Below are 16,311 nucleotides of genomic sequence, written 5' to 3' on the forward strand. Positions count from 1 at the left end.
CGCGCCCAGAAGCCCTCGTAATCCTGCTCGGCCTCGGCGGCAAGCGCCTGGTAAGCCGGCATGCCGGAAATGGTCGCGCGCTCGCGCGTGTCGGCCGGCGGTTCGAAGATTCGGCGCTCCTGAAGGATCGATACGAGGGCGGTCAAGATGGTCTCCATGCAAAACGTTGGGTGTGGTCTGACTGTCGAAACGCAACTTGCATGCCAATCGCGCGGGTATTCAGCCGGAACGGCGCGCATGCGCGTCGTCGAGCGGCTTTCGTCGATCGATCTGCACTGCAAATCAATGAACGACATAACGATCGGCGATCTCGCCGGCCTGCGCGTTGCGTCGAAATGCAGCAGCGGGTGTTGCAGACGTCAACACGACGCACGCCGTACGACGCACGGCGTGCGCACCGTGGGACTGACGTCGCGCTATGCGATGAACGACCGCAGCACGCCGAGCGCGTCGGACGCACGAAGGCGCGTGAGTGCCGACGCCTCGATCTGCCGCACGCGTTCGGCGGACAGGTTCATCTGGCGGCCGATGTCGCGCAGCGAGCAGCCTTCGTCCGCGTGCAGCCCGTAGCGCAGCCGGAGCACCGTCGCCTCGCGCGGCGGCAATCGGTCGATCGCGGCAGCGATCGTATTGCGCAACTGGGTGGCGCCGGCGGCGTCCTCGGGCGACGGCGACGACAGGTCCGGCGCGACGTCGGCGAACGTCATGTCGCTTTCCGGCGAAACCGGCAGGTCCGCGGACACCGGTTCCTTCACGATCGCAAGCAGATCGCGCACCTTGTCGACCGGCTCGCCCATGTGGACGGCGAGTTCGGCCGGCGTCGCGGCCGTGCCCGCGCGTTGCCGATGCTCGCGCGCGAGCCGCGTGAGCTTGTTCAGCGCGTCGACCGTATGCGTCGGCACGCGGATCGTGCGGCCGAGGTCGGCGAGCGCATGCGTGATCGCTTGCCGGATCCACCAGGTCGCGTAGGTCGAGAACCGGAAGCCGCGCCGGTAGTCGTAGCGCTCGATGGCCTTCAACAGGCCGATGTTGCCTTCCTGGATCAGGTCCGCGAACGGCAGGCCGCGATCGGGATAGCGCTTCGCGATCGACACGACGAGCCGCAGGTTCGCGTCGAACAAGCCCGCTTTTGCCGGCTGCATCGCGCGTTCGATCGCACTGAGCCTGGCATCGAGCGACGCGGTCGCGCCGGGCGGCAGTTCCGACGCCGGGGCATCGCGCACGATCGCGACGCGTGCGTCGACGAATTCGGCCGCACGCCGCGTCAGCGTCGGCCCGCAGGCCGGATGCGAGGCAATGCACGACGCGAGCCAGCCGGCGTGATCGTCGTGGTCCGTCTGCGCGAACGACGGCGGAACGCCCACGTCGGCCAACAACCGCGCCAATCGGCCCCGCAGCGCGCGGTGCTGCCGTGCGCGGCTGCGCAACGGCTCGCTCATCCGTTCGAGTGCGCGGGCGGACAGGCACAGCGTGCCGAGCAGCGCCGCGGCGTCGCGTACGTGCATGCGATACGCGGCAGACGCGGTGCCGCCCGAGGCCAGCGCGGCCCGAATGCCGGCCGCGAATGCGTCGATGCGGGCGAGCCGTGTCAGTACCGCGTCGCGCCAGGCCGAATCCTCCGATGGCGCGTCGTCGTCGCGCCCGGGCTCACCGATGGCGGCGGGCGAAGCGCCCGCTTCGGCGTTATTGAACGGTCGAGCGTCGCGCGGGTCGTCGGCGAGAAAGACCACATAGGTCGATGCGGCGGCTCGGCGTTCGGCGATCTCGGTACGAATCGACACGAGCGCGTCGAGTGCATCGGGATCGCCGCACAGCACCGCGACCGACGCCGCGCGGCCGCGCTCGATGCGCTGCGCGTATGTGAATTCCTCATCGCGCGTGAGGAGTGGCGTCGTGCCCATCTCGCGCAGGTACAGCCGGACCGGATCGGTCGTGCGCGGCGCGAGCAGGTCGGCCGCGGCGAGCGTGCCGTCGCCGTCGGCCCATGCGCGCGCGGGCGGGGCCGGCCGGAAGTAGCGGTCGAGCGTCCAGCCGCTCGCGGTATCGGCGCGCTCGGACACCGCGATGCCGAGTTCGGCGAGCACGGCGGCGGCCGCATCGATGCTGCTTTCGCTCGCATCGTCGTCGGGCAGCGCGTCGATGATGTCGCCGCGCGTGACGAAGCCGCGCGACAGGCCGGCCGCGATCAGTGCGTGCAGATGCGCGACGGCGTGCGCCGGCGCGCCGTCGTCGATGCCGGCTGCGGGCGCCGGTGCGTGCCGCGCCGGCAGGCCGTCGCGCGAAGCGTCACGCCCGCTTCGCATACACGTTGCACCAGCCGTCCGCCGCGACCAGCTTGCCGCCAAACATCGGGCACGTGCCGGCGGCATCTGCCGCTTCGCCCTTGTAGAAGCGGCAATTTACACAGCGCTGGCCGGCCTGGTATTTCGGAAACTGCGCGGCGTCGACGCTGGACGCATGCGCGCGATAGCCGAGCGTCTTCGCGGCGGGGTCGTTCTCGTCGACGAGCGGCGGCGCCGCGCATGCCGTGCGTGCGGCGGCGAGCGTCGCGCACAGGCCGATCGCGTTGATGATGAAGGTTCTGCGGGAGGTCGGGTACGTCACGGTCGTTTCCTGTTGAAGATGAATTCGTGGGGAAGGGGCGGCTTGCATCGCGTGGCGAAGCCGCTTGCCCGGTATTACTGGCTCGCGTCCTTGTGCGCGGCGGGACCGGCGACGAGCGGCGCGGTCGACGCATGTGCGGTATCGGCCGTCAGCTTGTCCTTGCTGGCGGCATAGCCGTTCGACGCGAGCAGGAAGGCCATCAGGTCCGCGTATTCGTCGTCCTTCAGCTTGCCCGGCTGGTCCGCCGGCATGTTGGTCGCCATGTAGCCGAACACGCCGCCGATCGTCAGGTGCGAATGCGACAACGGCGCGAACGACGGGCCGCTCAACGCGGGCGCGGTGTTGCCTTCGAGATCGGCGCCGTGGCACTTGGCGCACGCATTGCCGTAGATTTCCTTGCCATGGGCAACTTGGGCCGCGTCAAAGGACGGCGCGGCGTCACCGGTACTCGTGCCGACGCGGATGAAGCCGCCGCCGGCGCGCACGTTGCGCGCGCGCAGCAGGCTATCGGGCGCGCGGCCTGCGCTCGCCGTCGCGCCGTCGAGGAAACGCGACGGCATGCGCGACTCGTGCGCTTCGAGCGCGCTGCCGGGCAGCGCCCACTTGCGGGTCAGCGCGGCGAGCCGGCCGTTGTTCTTCATTTGCGTGAGTGCCGCGTCGATACGTTGCTGCAACTCGGCCGAGCGCGGCGCGAACGCAAACGTGAGCTGCCATTCCGCATACGGCGACGACGTCGCGCCAATGCGGAACGCCTGTTTCGGATGCGCGGCCTGATACGCGACGACTGCCGGATACCAGACGATCGCGCGATGCGCGCGCCCGCGCGCGACCGCGTCGACCGTTTGCTCGGACGTGTTCTCGAGATCGAAGCGCGCGTTCTTCTGCTGAACCGCGATCAATTGCGCGGGGCTCGCGTAGGTCGCCGCGACGATTTCGCGACCGGTGGCCGGCGCGCCGGCATCGCGGCGCGTGACGCTCACGTAGCCCGAGCGCAGGTAGCCTTGCGAGAACAGCAGTTTCGTATCGGATGCGTCGGCGATGGCCGAGCGCGGAAAGCCTGCGAGCACGTCGCAGTCGTGTTCGAGGATGCCAGCGAGCTCATGCGCGGACACGCCGTCGTCATCGTTGCCGCCCGCGTCGTGCCCGGAGAAGTTCGCGGCGATGCCGGCCGTGCGGAACGCCTCGCGAGCGACGGCCTTGTCGAGCGCGGCCGTCGGCGTGCCCGGCAGCGAGCAGACGCGCACCGCCGTCGCGGCCGTGGAGAGCGCCGGTGTCAGCGCCGTGCCTGCCGCGAGCGCACAGGCCACGGCGAGGCGGGAAAGTCGGATGTTCATGATCGTACGCTCGGTTGAAAACGGGAAAGGGAGGGGCGCCCGCGCCGGCGGCGCGGGCGCAATACGGTTGGCCGGATGCCGATCAGCCGCGGTCGAGAGCGAACACGTACAGCGTGCCGCCGCGCGGCACGTCGTCCGCCGCCTTGGCCATCGGGCCGCCCCAGATCGGATTCGCGCCGCCGTAGCCGGCGAGTACCGCTACGTACTCCTTGCCGTCGACTTCAAAAACGGACGGCTGCGCGATGATCCCGCTCGCGAGCTTCGGGCTCTCCCACAGCACCTTGCCGGTGGCGACGTCGAACGCGTACAGGTGGCCGTCGAGCGAGCCGCTGAATGCGAGGCCGCTTGCGGTCGTCGCGACGCCGCCGTTCCACGGCAGCTTGCTCCAGTGGCTCCACACTTTCTTGCCGGTGTTCACGTCGATCGCCTGGAGTTCGCCGTACCCTTCGCTGCCCGGCTCGGGCTTGATCTCGAAGCCTTCGCCGAGATACGGCAGGCCTTCCATGTAGTTGACCGACTTGCCCGACAGGCTCATGCACGCATGCAGCGCCGGCACGATCGCGAGATGGCGCACGGGGTCGTACGACACCGACCACCAGTTCTTGCCGCCGAGGAAGCTGGGGCACGTGTCGATCGTCGTGCCGACCTTCGGATACTTCGCGGGATCCTGGATCGGCTCGCCGTCTTCCGTATAGCCGGTGACCGACGTCGCCTTCACGAACGGCTCCGCATAGATCAGCTTGCCGGTGTCGCGATCGATCGCATGGAAGTAGCCGTTGCGGTCCGCGTGGATGATCGCGTCGCGCTCCTTGCCCTTGTACTTGATCGTCGCAAGCACGGGTGTGTTGACGCCGTCATAGTCCCAGGTGTCGTGCTTCGTGTACTGGTAGTGCCATTTGAGGTCGCCGTTCTTCGGATCCAGCGCGAGCAGCGAATCGGAGTACAGGTTGTCGCCCGGGCGCAAGTCCGCGAGCCACGGCCCCGGGTTGCCGACACCCCAGTACAGCGTGCGCGTCGCCGCATCGTAGGTGCCGGTCAACCAGGCCGGTGCGCCGCCGTGCGCCTGCATGCCGTCGGGCCAGGTGTCAGCGTGCTTCTCGCCCTGGCCGGGAATCGTGAAGCGCTTCCACAGCAGCGTGCCGTCGTTCGGGCTGAGCGCCGCGATGAAGCCGCGTGCGCCGTATTCGCCGCCCGAACTGCCGACGACGATCGCGCCGTCGAGCGCGAGCGGCGCGAGCGAGAACGCGTAGCCGAGCCCCGGCTCGAACATCTGCTTTTTCCACACGAGCGCGCCGGTCTGCGCGTCGAGCGCGGCCACCTCGCCGCTCAGCATCGCGACGTAGACGTTCTTGCCGTAGAGCGCGACACCGCGGTTTACGACGTCGCAGCAGGCCGTCTTGAACGATTCCGCGCCGAGTTTCGGTTCGTATTTCCACAGTTGCGCGCCGGTGGCCGCGTCGAACGCGTACACGTTGTCCTTCGGCGTGGTCACGAACAGGTAGCGGCCGTTGACGATCGGCGTGGCCTCGAAACCCTGCTTCAACTCGGCCGGAAACTTGTAGCTCCACGCCTGCGTGAGCTGCTTCACGTTCGACGGGTCGATCTGCTTGAGCGGCGAATGCGCCTGGCCGTTGTACGTGCGGTAGTAGGTGAGCCAGCCCGGATCGCGTTGCGCATCCGTGAGCCGCTGATACGTGACGGCCGGATAATCCGCGGCAGCGTCCACCAGGCCGGGATTCAAGGCGATCGCGGCCGCCGCTGCGATTCCGATGGTTGCCAGTCGGCTCGTCGAAGCCGAGAGTTTTTTCATGGTTGTCTCCTGAGTCATTGTGGTCGCACCGCGGCCAACACATGGCCGGGCCGGCAGGGTGGGGATCCGGGTCCAGTGCGCAGCCAGTCACGCAAATCGCATGCCATTGAGGCGCGCGCCCTGTCGCACAAGGCGGAGCGGACGGTTGTGCGCGCCGCGGCGACATGCGCGGCGTGGCGCGGATGATCCGTGTGTGTTGCGTTCGGGGACAGCCGTGGGTGGAGTGTTGCGAAACATGACAGTGCGGTGCGCGGCTGAAGGCGTCACCTCGTTGATCCAAATTGACACAGGCGCAACAGGGGTGGCTCGAACTGCAACAGGTGCGCGGCTGCATATCGATGCGTGTCGGCTTCGATCGGCTGCCGGCAGGGCGTTGCACGCATCGGCATGCTTCTTGCCGTTCGACACGGCAATGATTCCGCGCAGCGAGAAACCGCCATGCTTGTCCCGATTTCGTCCGATGCCGCTCGCAGGTGCGAACGCCGCCGCGTGATCGCGCGCGCACATGGCATCACGCCTGCCGGCCCGTATGCGGCGACGACGATCGGCATGCGGCAGCCCGCACGCGCCCGCGAACCGCTGCGAGCCGTCGCGCTGACGGTATTTGCCGCCCATGCGGCCATCATGGCCGCGCTGTGGCACGCATGGGTGCCCGATGGACGGACGACGCTGCCTCGCGCACTCGCCGTCGAGGTGGACGCGAGCGAATCCGCGCGGGTTGCTGAACCTGGCGTGCATCGTCGGGTGGATGTCGCGACACAGGTTCCTTCCGCGCGTATGCCGTCGCATTCGAGCCGCGAATCAGCGTCGCATCGAGCGGCTCGGTCGAGTGTGGCCGCAACGCGTGAGGCCGATCATGCAGATCCTTCGCGCCAGCTCGCTGCCGCAACCGCCGCAGTGCAGCCGGACAGTGAACGTCGGCGAACCGTGCCGGAGCAGGAACCGGCTCAGCCCGCCGCTGCACATGCCGCGGCGGATACCGCGACGGTGCCCGCGCAAGCGACGCCGGTCGCGCAATCCTCGGCCGCACCCGAACCCGTCACCGCACCGCGCTTCGCGGCCGCCTACCTGCGCAACCCCGCGCCCGATTACCCGGACGTCGCGCAGCGGCGCGGCTGGGAAGGCACCACGATTCTGAACGTGCATGTGCTCGCGAACGGTCGGCCCGATCAGGTGCGACTGTCGGCGAGCAGCGGACACGACGCGCTCGACGATGCCGCCATCGCGGCGGTCTCGGGCTGGCGCTTCGTGCCGGCGAAACGCGGTACGGAATCGATCGACGGCTGGGTCAAGGTGCCGGTCGTGTTCAAACTCGGAAACTAAGGAATCCGTCATGTCAGATTACATCCACTACGCGGTCGTCGGCGCGTTTGCACTCCTCGCGGTGCTGTCGGCGATCACCTGGACGCTGATCGTCGTCAAGGCGATGCTGTATGCACGCGTCGCGCTCGGAAATCGCCGCTTTGCCGCGCGCCGAGGCGATCGCGCGACGCTGTCGATGCCGACGGACGACGATGTGGCTGACAGCCTGAACGCTCGCCTGCAGGGTGCGGTGGTCATCGCATTGCGCGATCTCGACGCGCCCGCGCCGGACGCGCCTGCCGTGCTCGTCGCGTGGGATCGCCGCGACGTGCTCGAGCGCACGCTCGCGCGCGAGATCCGGCGCGCGCAGCGGTCGCTCGAGCGCGGGCTGACCGTGCTCGCGTCGATCGCGAACGTCGCGCCGTTCGTCGGGCTGTTCGGCACCGTGTTCGGCATCGTCCACACGCTGCAGTCGATGACGGCGTCAGCGACGAACGGCATCGATGCGATCGTGGGGCCGATCGGCCAGGCGCTGGTCGCGACCGGGATCGGCATCGGCGTCGCGATTCCGGCCGTGCTGGCTTACAACCTGTTCCTGCGGCGGCTCAAGACCGTGACGGCCGCGCTCGACGAGTTCGGGCAGGACCTGATCGCGCTGGCCGAGCAGCGGCGGTTCAGGACCGGCGCGCCGGTGCATGCCGCGCTCGCGGCCGCGAGCCACGCGGGCACCGTGCGTCGGGCGGCCGTATGAAGACGGATGACCGCGAAGCCGAGGCGGGCGAACCGCTCGGCGAGATCAACGTGACGCCGCTCGTCGACGTTGTCCTCGTGTTGCTGGTGATCTTCATGGTCGCCGCGCCGCTGATGACGCATGCGATCCGCATCGACCTGCCGAAAGCAGCCGCCCCAGCGCGCGACACGCGTGCATCGACCGTCACCGTGACCGTCGATGCGCACGGCGCCATCCGTATCGACGGCGCGCCGGCCACGCCAGCCGAGGTCGAGGTCGAGCTGGCACGCCGCGTCGCGCGCGACCCGCGGACGAGCGTCAGCCTGCACGCGGACCGAAACGAGTCGTTCGGCACAGTGGCCGGCGTCATCGCGTCGATCGGACGCGCGCGTGTCTCGCATGTCGCGATCGCGACGGCGGACGACAATGCCGACACTGCGCGATGAGGCGATCGACGGCAGCTGGGGCGATCGCCGATATATCGGTACGGACAACGATATAACAAAACTACGACAAGAAAACAGGAGACGTGGAGATGAAGGAAAAGGATGGGGCGAAGCGCCGCTTCGTTGGCCGGCGCGCGGGCGTCACGCTGTGCTTCGGCGGCATGCTCGGCGGCTGGCTGACGCCGGCGTCGGCGCAGGTCGAACGGGCCGGCAGCGTCGATGCGCCGACGCTCGCACCGATCGTCGTCGTCGGCACGACACCGCTGCTCGGGATCGGCACACCGCTGTCGCGCGTGCCGGCCAACGTCCAGACCATTCGCGGCGAGGACATCATGCGGCAGCACGGCAGCGTACTGACCGACTACTTCGAGAAGAACGTGTCGAGCGTCGACATCAACGAGGCGCAGGGCAACCCGTACCAGACGGACGTGAACTACCGCGGCTTTACGGCGTCGCCGATCGTCGGCACGCCGCAGGGGCTGTCGGTATTCGTCGACGGCGTGCGCGTGAACGAGCCGTTCGGCGACGTCGTGAACTGGGATATCCTCCCGCAGGCGGCGATCGACACGATGCAGTTGATCCCCGGTTCGAATCCGACCTACGGGCTCAACACGCTCGGCGGCGCGCTCGCGATCACGACGAAGAACGGGAGGACGAGCCCGGGCGGCGCCGCACAGGTGTCGGTGGGCTCGTGGGGACGCAAGACCGCGCAGATCGAGCAGGGCGGGCGCATCGGCAGCAACCTCGATTACTACGTGACGGGCAACGTCGCGAACGACAACGGCTGGGCCGATCACAATGCGAGCCGAGTGCGGCAGGGATTCGGCAAGCTGCGCTACACCGACGCCGATACGACGCTGTCGATCTCGGCCGGCGGCGCGGACAATGCGCTGCAAGGCTCGCAGACGATTCCGCGCTCGTTTCTCGACAATCGCGCGCAGGCTTATACGTATCCCGACCTGAATCGCAACAGCGCCGCGTACGTCACCGTGTCGGGCGACCATTCGTTCAACGACCACGTGCAGCTCAGCGGCAACATCTATTACCGGCATTACCGCAACACCAACATCAGCAGCAACGTGAACGACGATTTCGGCAGCGTCGACGGCAGCGGCGCTGCCGACACCGTGCAGGCGACCAACGATCGCTCGGTGATCACGACCGACAGCTACGGCGCGAACCTGCAACTGACGCTGCTCGGCAAGCTCGCGGGCATGGACAACCAGTTCATCGTGGGCGCATCCGCCGATCTCGCGAACTCGGGCTTCGAGCAGTCGTCGCAGGATGCAATGTTCACGGATACGCGTGCGACGGTCGGCATCGGCGATTTCACCCCGAAGACGCGCGCGAAGACGCGTAATGCCAATTACGGCGTCTACTTCGACGACACGCTGGCGCTGACGCGTCAATGGTCGCTGACGCTGGCCGGGCGCTACAACTGGTCGCGGGCGGCGATCGAGGACGCGAGCGGCCTGCAGCCGTTGCTCACCGCGCGTCATACGTTCTCGCGGTTCAACCCGGCCGTCGGCGTCACGTGGAATCCGGTGCCCGGTTTCACCGCATATGCGACGTACAACGAAGGAATGCGCTCGCCGACCGCGATCGAGCTCGCATGCGCCGATCCGGCCGCACCGTGCTCGTTGCCGAACGACTTTCTCGCAGATCCGGCGCTGAAACCCGTGATCGCGAAGACGATCGAGTTCGGCGCGCGCGGCCGGGTCGACCCGGCGACGACGTGGAGCGCGGCCGTCTACAGCACGACGCTCGACGACGACATCCAGTTCATCAGCAGCAACGGCGGCGCGAGCACGCTCGGCTATTTCCAGAACGTCGGCAAGACGCGCCGGCAAGGCTTCGAGCTCGCGGGCCATACGCGGCTGGGGCCGGTCGGGATCGGCGTCAGCTACAGCTATGTCGACGCCACCTACCGATCGACGTGGACCGAAAGCAGCGCGAGCAATTCGAGCGCCAATGCGCAAGGCAACATCGTCGTTCGTTCCGGCGACCGCATTCCAGGGATTCCGTCGAGCACCGTGAAGCTGCGCCTCGACTATGCGGCGACGCCGAAGTGGAACGTCGGCACCAACATCACGTATCGGAGCGGCGTGTTCGCGCGTGGCGACGAGAACAACCAGGACGTGAACGGTAAGGTGCCCGGCTATGTCCTGATCGACCTCGATACGACCTGGCAGGTGACGAAGCACCTTCAGCTGTTCGCGTCGATCACCAATCTGCTCGACAAGCGCTACGCGAGCTTCGGGATAATCGGCCAGAACGTCTTTGGTGGTCCGAATCATTCATTCGATGGGAACAATCCCGTCAACGAGCAGTTCGTCGGGCCGGGCGCGCCGCGCGGCGCGTGGGTCGGCGCCCGCTATGCGTGGGACTGAACGGGCGGCTCAGCGTGTTGCGGTGCGCCTGCTGCCGTGACGTCGAGCACCTTGCGTACCGCGCGAGCGACGCCACGCGCGAGCGCGTCGTCGCTCGCGAGATGTCCGGCCGGCACGCGTTCGACGACGGCCGCCGGCACCGCGCGGGAGAGCCGATCGACGTTGTCGACCGGGCACACGCGGTCGCGCGTGCCGTGCACGGCATGCAGCGGCACGCCCGCTTGAGCGGCCTGCCGCGCCAGCGCCAGCAGCCGGCGCTCGCCGAGCCAGCAGTTGCGTTGCAGGTAGTGCGCCTGGATCCGGTATTTGTCGATCAGCCTGGCGATGGCGGGTCGCGTCGGCCGCGCGCCGCGCGCCGGCCGCCCGGTCAGGATCGCATCCTCATACGCGTTCCATGCGAGCGCGATCGCGCGTTGTCGCGCCGCGCCGGCGCCCGGCTGGAGACGCCGCGCGCAGCATGCGATCAGGCGATCGGCGCGCGCGGTGCCGGCGGCGGCCGTCAGGCGCTGCCAGGCCCGCGGCGCCCGTGCGCGCGAGCCGACGAACAGGCCGCGCACTTCGCGCGGCGACGTCAGAAACAACCCGCGCAGCACGACGCCCGTCACGTGCGATGGATGCCGTCCCGCGTAGGCGAGCGCAAGCGCCGCGCCCCACGACCCGCCGACGACGCACCAGCGCGCGATGCCGAGGCGAGCACGCAGCGCGTCGAGATCGCCGATCAGACGCATCGTGTTGTTGTGACGCAGGCCGCCACGAGGCGTCGATGCGCCGGCGCCGCGCTGGTCGACGAGCACGATGCGCATGCGCGTCAGGTCGAACAGGCCGAGTACCGCCGGTCGGCTCCCGCTGCCGGGTCCGCCGTGCAGCACGACGACCGGATCGCCGTGCGGGTTGCCGGCTTCGGTCCATGCGATCCGGCATGCGTCGCGGAACAGGGCAGGTCGGGGCGTGGAAGCGGAGCGGAGCGGTCGCTGCGTCATGTCGTGTTGTGTCGTGTCGGAAAGAGGTAACGGGTCGACGCCGTAACGGGCGGATCCGGTGAAACCCGAGAACAGGCCGGGGCTTGACCCACGTCAAAGCCAGAATCGCGCCAGCGACCACGATCGGGATCGGCCGGGTAGCGGCAGCGGGCGGAATCGCGATTTTGCGTCCCCGGCGCGTCGCACCGGCTGCACCGCACGCGATCGACGTTGCTTTCATTTTGATTTCGATTTGTATCGGGGCGACGATGCGCGGCGCCCGACGCATGCGCTGCCGGCAGCGTGGCCCGAAGTTTGCTTGATCCAGCACAAAGTCCGGCACTGACCGGAAGGATCCCCGGAGGAGACAATGCGCGATGACGTTCATCCGACGGCCAACGCACGGGCAACGCATGCGCCCGGCTGGCCGACGCCGACGATCCAGAAGTCCCATGAGCGGTCCGAGACGTTCGGCCTGCAGGCGTCTGCACGTCCCGACTACGACCTGCTGTCCGGCACCGCGCTCGCGCTCAAGCGCGAGCAGAACCGCGTGTTGTGCGTGCATGCGATGCCCGTGATGGAGACGCTGCACGAGCAGATCGTCAATACGCAGAGCATGATCGTGCTGACCGATGCGGAAGGGCTGATCCTGCATTCGATCGGCGACGACGACTTCTTGCGGCGCGCGGAACGGGTCGCGCTGCGCCCCGGCGCGAACTGGGCGGAGAACCGGCAGGGCACCAACGCGATCGGCACCGCGCTCGCGGAGCTATGCCCGATGGTCGTGCACGGCGACCAGCACTTCCTGGCCGCGAATCATTTCCTGACCTGCTCGAGCGTGCCGATCCTCGACCCGTACGGCGACGCGATCGGCGTGCTCGACGTGACGGGCGATCATCGCAGCTATCACCAGCACACGATGGCGCTCGCGAAGATGTCGGTGCAGATGATCGAGAACCACCTGTTCACGACGACGTTCCAGGAGACGCTGCAGGTGTCGTTTCACGGCCGCCCCGAATTCCTTGGAACACTGATGGAGGGGATCGTCGCGTTCACCGCGGACGGCCGCTTCCTGTCGGCCAATCGCAGCGCGCAGTTCCAGCTCGGGATGCCGCTCGCCGCATTGCGCGCGCATACGCTCGCGTCGCTGTTCGACGTGACGAGCGCGCAGCTGATCGACCGGATGCGCGCGAGCGCCGAGCCACACGTGTCGCTGAACCTCGGCAACGGCGCTGTGGTCTGCGCGCGCGTGCAGTTCCGGCGCGCGTTGCGGGCCGAGGGCAGCCGGCCCGCCGAAGTGCACGACGGCGCCGCGCCGGCCGCGCGGCCGCCTGCCGCGCAGTGCGCGGCGAGCCTGTCGCGGCTCAGCTATCTCGACACCGGCGATCCGCAGGTGGCGGCGGTGATCGCGAAGGTCCGCAAGGTGATCGGCAAGGACATTCCGGTGCTGATCACCGGAGAGACGGGGACCGGCAAGGAGCTGCTCGCGCAGGCGATCCACAACGACTCGCCACGCCGCGACGGGCCCTTCGTCGCGGTCAACTGCGCGTCGATACCGGAGACGCTGATCGAATCCGAGCTGTTCGGCTACGAGGAGGGCGCGTTTACCGGCGCGCGCCGCAAAGGCGCGACCGGCAAGCTGCTGCAGGCCAACGGCGGCACGCTGTTTCTCGACGAAATCGGCGACATGCCCTACCCGCTGCAGGTGCGGCTGCTGCGCGTGCTGCAGGAGCGCATCGTCAACCCGCTCGGGTCGACGAAGGCGATCGGCGTCGACATTGCGATCATCTGCGCGACGCACCGCGACCTGCGCGACATGATCGCGCAGAACCGCTTCCGCGAGGACCTGTACTACCGGCTCAACGGCCTCGTCGTGCGCCTGCCGCCGCTGCGCGACCGCACGGACCTCGCGGTGGTCGTGCAGAAGATGCTGCAGCGGGAAACGCTGTCGGGGCCCGGGCGCCGGCCGCTGAGCGTCGCGCCCGACGTGATGGCGCTGTTCGAGCGCTGCGCGTGGCCGGGCAACTTCCGGCAGCTCGCGAACCTGCTGCGCACGGCGGCCGCGATGGTCGACGACGACTGCGAAATCCGCTGCGAACATCTGCCGGACGATTTCTTCGACGACGTGCGGCGCGACAGCGGTCCGGCGGCACGGGAGGCCTGTATGTCTCCGCCGCTCGCATCGGAAGCACCTGCGTTCGTGACTGCGGGCAGCGATGCGCGGCTGCAGGACGTGGCCGCCTCCGCGATCGCGGCCGCGCTCGCGCGTCACGGCGGCAACGTATCCGCCGCCGCACGCGCGCTCGGCGTGTCGCGCAACACGATCTACCGCAAGATGCCGGCCGCCGGACCGGATGCGCTGGAGCCGGACGAACCCTGACGCAAGCCGCGACTGTCACACCGGTGTGTCAGGTTGCAACACCCGGTGTTCAGGGATTCAACACTTGCTCAACCGACCGCGCGTGGCATGAACCGTCGCGCGACGGTTTCTGAAATATTATCGTCGGCAAAACGTAAGCATTGCGGTGCCGTGACCACCCGGCGGCTGCCGCATGCCTTCGCACGCCGTCGCGCAACGCAAGTGCCGCCCCGGCACGCTCCTTGCTGAATGGGTATCGGCCGCTCGATCGATGCGGTTTTTTCGATTCACCAACTCAACAAGGAGACACATCATGCAATGGACCACCCCGGCTTATACCGACCTGCGTTTCGGTTTCGAAATCACGATGTACATCGCCAACCGCTGATCGACGCGCGCAGTGCCGCCCGCATCGACGGACACGATGCGGGCGGCACCGGGAGCACACGCAGATGAAGATCAAGATACTCGGCTCGGGCGCCGGCGGCGGACTGCCGCAATGGAATTGCAACTGCGGCAACTGCCGTCGCGCGCGGGCCGGCACCGACGGCATCGTGCCACGCACGCAATCGTCGATCGCGGTCAGCGGCGACGGCGTCGACTGGGTGCTCGTGAACGCGTCGCCGGACATCCTCGCGCAGCTGCGCGCCGCCCCCGACCTGCAGCCGGCTCGCGCGATGCGCGACAGCGCGATCGTCGCCGTCGTGCTGTGCGACGCGCAGATCGACCATGTGACGGGCCTGCTGATGCTGCGCGAACGCACGTCGCCGCTGCCGCTGTATGCGAGCGCGCCGGTGCTCGACGACCTGTCGACCGGGCTGCCGCTCGTGCCGCTGCTCGGCCACTACTGCGGCGTCGACGTCCACACGATCGCGGCGGGCGAACCGTTCGCGATACCGGGCGCCGGTGGCATCCGCTTCACCGCCGTGCCGGTCGACAGCAAGCCGCCGCCTTATTCGCCGCGCCGGGAGGCGAGCGTGCCGGGCGACAACATCGCACTCCTGATCGAAGACACGACGAGCGGCCGGCAGGCGTTCTACGCGCCGGGGCTCGCCGACGTCGACGACGGTGTGCGCGCCGCGATGCGCGACGCCGACCTCGTGCTGGTGGACGGTACATTCTGGACCGGCACGGAGATGATCGACCTCGGCCTGTCGTCGAAGCACGCGGCCGACATGGGGCATCTCGCGCAGTGCGGCGACGCGGCGCGACCGGGCATGATCGACCGCCTTCGGCTGTTGCCGGCGCACACGCGCAAGGTCCTCACCCACATCAACAACACGAATCCGATTCTCGACCCCGGCTCCGGCGCGCGCGCGCAATTGCGCGAGCACGGCATCGAGGTCGCCCACGACGGCATGCAATTCGAGGTCTGACCATGAACGCACCGATTCCGGACGCGGCGCTGCACGCGACACCCTGGAGCGCGCAGGAGTTCGAGGCGCGCCTGCGCGCGCTCGAATCGCGCTATCACATCCACCATCCATTCAACCGCCGCCTGAATACCGGCGCGTGCTCGCCGTCGCAGATTCGCGGCTGGGTCGCGAACCGTTTCTATTACCAGGTCAGCATTCCGCTGAAGGACGCGGCGATCCTGTCCAATTGCCCGGACCGCGACACGCGTCGGCTGTGGGTCGAGCGGATTCTCGATCACGACGGTCACGGCGGCCGGGAAGGCGGGATCGAGGCATGGGCACGGCTCGGCGAGGCGGTCGGCATCGAGCGCGAGGCGTTGTGGTCGCTCGCGCACGTGCTGCCCGGCGTGCGGTTCGCGGTGGATGCCTACGTCAATTTCGCGCGGCACGCGCCGTGGCAGGAGGCCGTGTGCTCGTCGCTGACCGAGATGTTCGCGCCGCAGATCCACCTCGACCGGCTCGCGGGCTGGCCGTCCCACTATCCATGGATCGAGGCGGACGGGCTGCAGTATTTCCGCAGCCGCGTGCCGCTCGCGCAACGCGACGTCGAACACGGGCTCGCGGTGACGCTGAGCCATTTCACGACACCGGACGCGCAACGGCGCGCGCTCGACATCCTGTCGTTCAAGCTGGATGTGCTGTGGTCGATTCTCGATGCGATTGAAAAGGCGTATCCCGCATGAACTCCAACGACGCCGTCAGCGGCGTGCCGCTGCGCCCCTCGCTGAGGGGCATGTACCGCCTGCAGTGGGAGGTGGCCCAGGATGCGTACGTGCTCCTGTATCCGGAAGGCATGGTCCGGCTCAACCCGAGCGCGGGCGAGATCCTCGCGCGCTGCGACGGCACGCGCGAGCTCGACGACATCATCGACGAACTCGAGCGGCTGTTCAGCACGTCGGACCTTGCGTCGGACGTCTATCGCTTCCTCGATCATGCGCGACTGCGCGGCTGGCTCGACTGAC

Annotated in this window: 14 protein-coding genes; 9 read left to right on the forward strand and 5 right to left on the reverse strand. The window is 68.3% G+C overall.

Translation table 11 applies throughout. The features are described from left to right. Positions 1 to 416: 416 nt before the first annotated feature. The 4 genes from WS75_RS15835 to WS75_RS15850 form a co-directional block, all read right to left on the reverse strand. On the reverse strand, positions 417 to 2,303 hold the full coding sequence (locus WS75_RS15835) for a sigma-70 family RNA polymerase sigma factor (protein WP_059681324.1): 1,887 nt from the start codon (positions 2,301 to 2,303) through the stop codon (positions 417 to 419). Then, positions 2,287 to 2,604: a high-potential iron-sulfur protein gene (locus tag WS75_RS15840; protein WP_059681325.1), complete on the reverse strand. Its 318-nt coding sequence runs from the start codon at positions 2,602 to 2,604 to the stop codon at positions 2,287 to 2,289. Before WS75_RS15840 ends, WS75_RS15835 begins: the two co-directional genes overlap by 17 nt. A gap of 74 nt (positions 2,605 to 2,678) precedes the next feature. Then, the gene (locus WS75_RS15845; protein WP_059681326.1) at positions 2,679 to 3,938 is read right to left on the reverse strand and encodes a c-type cytochrome; all 1,260 of its coding nucleotides are present in this window, start codon (positions 3,936 to 3,938) and stop codon (positions 2,679 to 2,681) included. 82 nt (positions 3,939 to 4,020) lie between these two features. After that, on the reverse strand, positions 4,021 to 5,748 hold the full coding sequence (locus tag WS75_RS15850; protein ID WP_059681327.1) for a methanol/ethanol family PQQ-dependent dehydrogenase: 1,728 nt from the start codon (positions 5,746 to 5,748) through the stop codon (positions 4,021 to 4,023). 624 nt (positions 5,749 to 6,372) lie between these two features. Here WS75_RS15850 and WS75_RS15855 point away from each other — a divergent pair. From WS75_RS15855 to WS75_RS15870, 4 genes are all read left to right on the forward strand, one after another. Continuing rightward, positions 6,373 to 7,071 (forward strand): energy transducer TonB, encoded by a 699-nt coding sequence (locus tag WS75_RS15855; RefSeq protein WP_257129394.1) that lies wholly within the window; start codon positions 6,373 to 6,375, stop codon positions 7,069 to 7,071. Positions 7,072 to 7,081: 10 nt separating this feature from the next. Further along, positions 7,082 to 7,801: a MotA/TolQ/ExbB proton channel family protein gene (locus WS75_RS15860; protein WP_059681329.1), complete on the forward strand. Its 720-nt coding sequence runs from the start codon at positions 7,082 to 7,084 to the stop codon at positions 7,799 to 7,801. Beyond that, on the forward strand, positions 7,798 to 8,226 hold the full coding sequence (locus WS75_RS15865) for an ExbD/TolR family protein (protein ID WP_059681330.1): 429 nt from the start codon (positions 7,798 to 7,800) through the stop codon (positions 8,224 to 8,226). The genes WS75_RS15860 and WS75_RS15865 overlap by 4 nt, the downstream gene beginning before the upstream one ends. Before the next feature lie 89 nt (positions 8,227 to 8,315). Next, positions 8,316 to 10,616: a TonB-dependent receptor gene (locus WS75_RS15870; RefSeq protein WP_059681331.1), complete on the forward strand. Its 2,301-nt coding sequence runs from the start codon at positions 8,316 to 8,318 to the stop codon at positions 10,614 to 10,616. On the opposite strand, the gene WS75_RS15875 is transcribed toward WS75_RS15870, so the two are convergent. Continuing rightward, positions 10,601 to 11,596 carry an alpha/beta fold hydrolase gene (locus WS75_RS15875; RefSeq protein WP_059681332.1) on the reverse strand — a complete coding sequence of 332 codons (996 nt, stop codon included), beginning with the start codon at positions 11,594 to 11,596 and terminating at the stop codon, positions 10,601 to 10,603. The two genes, WS75_RS15870 and WS75_RS15875, sit on opposite strands and share 16 nt — an antisense overlap. 349 nt (positions 11,597 to 11,945) lie before the next feature. On the opposite strand from WS75_RS15875, the gene WS75_RS15880 reads away from it, so the two are divergent. The 5 genes from WS75_RS15880 to pqqD all read left to right on the forward strand — a co-directional run bounded on the left by WS75_RS15880 (position 11,946) and on the right by pqqD (position 16,310). Next, the gene (locus tag WS75_RS15880; protein ID WP_059681333.1) at positions 11,946 to 13,955 is read left to right on the forward strand and encodes a sigma-54-dependent Fis family transcriptional regulator; all 2,010 of its coding nucleotides are present in this window, start codon (positions 11,946 to 11,948) and stop codon (positions 13,953 to 13,955) included. 292 nt (positions 13,956 to 14,247) lie between these two features. After that, on the forward strand, positions 14,248 to 14,322 hold the full coding sequence (gene pqqA, locus WS75_RS32220) for a pyrroloquinoline quinone precursor peptide PqqA (RefSeq protein WP_006410019.1): 75 nt from the start codon (positions 14,248 to 14,250) through the stop codon (positions 14,320 to 14,322). A gap of 64 nt (positions 14,323 to 14,386) precedes the next feature. Then, complete coding sequence (gene pqqB, locus WS75_RS15885; protein ID WP_059681334.1) at positions 14,387 to 15,310, forward strand: pyrroloquinoline quinone biosynthesis protein PqqB; 924 nt, start codon at positions 14,387 to 14,389, stop codon at positions 15,308 to 15,310. Between the two features lie 2 nt (positions 15,311 to 15,312). Then, entirely contained in the window at positions 15,313 to 16,032 is a 720-nt protein-coding gene (gene pqqC / locus WS75_RS15890) for a pyrroloquinoline-quinone synthase PqqC (RefSeq protein WP_059681335.1), read from the forward strand. Beyond that, positions 16,029 to 16,310 carry a pyrroloquinoline quinone biosynthesis peptide chaperone PqqD gene (gene pqqD / locus WS75_RS15895; RefSeq protein ID WP_059681336.1) on the forward strand — a complete coding sequence of 94 codons (282 nt, stop codon included), beginning with the start codon at positions 16,029 to 16,031 and terminating at the stop codon, positions 16,308 to 16,310. Before pqqC ends, pqqD begins: the two co-directional genes overlap by 4 nt. Position 16,311: the final 1 nt, after the last annotated feature.

Source organism: Burkholderia sp. FL-7-2-10-S1-D7, from assembly GCF_001524185.1.
GTDB lineage: Bacteria > Pseudomonadota > Gammaproteobacteria > Burkholderiales > Burkholderiaceae > Burkholderia > Burkholderia diffusa.

What these genes read in the sequence shown, in the direction of transcription:
- WS75_RS15835 (WP_059681324.1), bottom strand. Translation starts at nt 2,303, where the DNA reads ATGCGAAGCGGGCGTGACGCTTCGCGCGACGGCCTGCCGGCGCGGCAC.
- WS75_RS15845 (WP_059681326.1), bottom strand. Translation starts at nt 3,938, where the DNA reads ATGAACATCCGACTTTCCCGCCTCGCCGTGGCCTGTGCGCTCGCGGCA.
- WS75_RS15850 (WP_059681327.1), bottom strand. Translation starts at nt 5,748, where the DNA reads ATGAAAAAACTCTCGGCTTCGACGAGCCGACTGGCAACCATCGGAATC.
- WS75_RS15855 (WP_257129394.1), top strand. Translation starts at nt 6,373, where the DNA reads ATGGCCGCGCTGTGGCACGCATGGGTGCCCGATGGACGGACGACGCTG.
- WS75_RS15860 (WP_059681329.1), top strand. Translation starts at nt 7,082, where the DNA reads ATGTCAGATTACATCCACTACGCGGTCGTCGGCGCGTTTGCACTCCTC.
- WS75_RS15865 (WP_059681330.1), top strand. Translation starts at nt 7,798, where the DNA reads ATGAAGACGGATGACCGCGAAGCCGAGGCGGGCGAACCGCTCGGCGAG.
- WS75_RS15870 (WP_059681331.1), top strand. Translation starts at nt 8,316, where the DNA reads ATGAAGGAAAAGGATGGGGCGAAGCGCCGCTTCGTTGGCCGGCGCGCG.
- WS75_RS15875 (WP_059681332.1), bottom strand. Translation starts at nt 11,596, where the DNA reads ATGACGCAGCGACCGCTCCGCTCCGCTTCCACGCCCCGACCTGCCCTG.
- WS75_RS15880 (WP_059681333.1), top strand. Translation starts at nt 11,946, where the DNA reads ATGCGCGATGACGTTCATCCGACGGCCAACGCACGGGCAACGCATGCG.
- pqqB (WP_059681334.1), top strand. Translation starts at nt 14,387, where the DNA reads ATGAAGATCAAGATACTCGGCTCGGGCGCCGGCGGCGGACTGCCGCAA.
- pqqC (WP_059681335.1), top strand. Translation starts at nt 15,313, where the DNA reads ATGAACGCACCGATTCCGGACGCGGCGCTGCACGCGACACCCTGGAGC.
- pqqD (WP_059681336.1), top strand. Translation starts at nt 16,029, where the DNA reads ATGAACTCCAACGACGCCGTCAGCGGCGTGCCGCTGCGCCCCTCGCTG.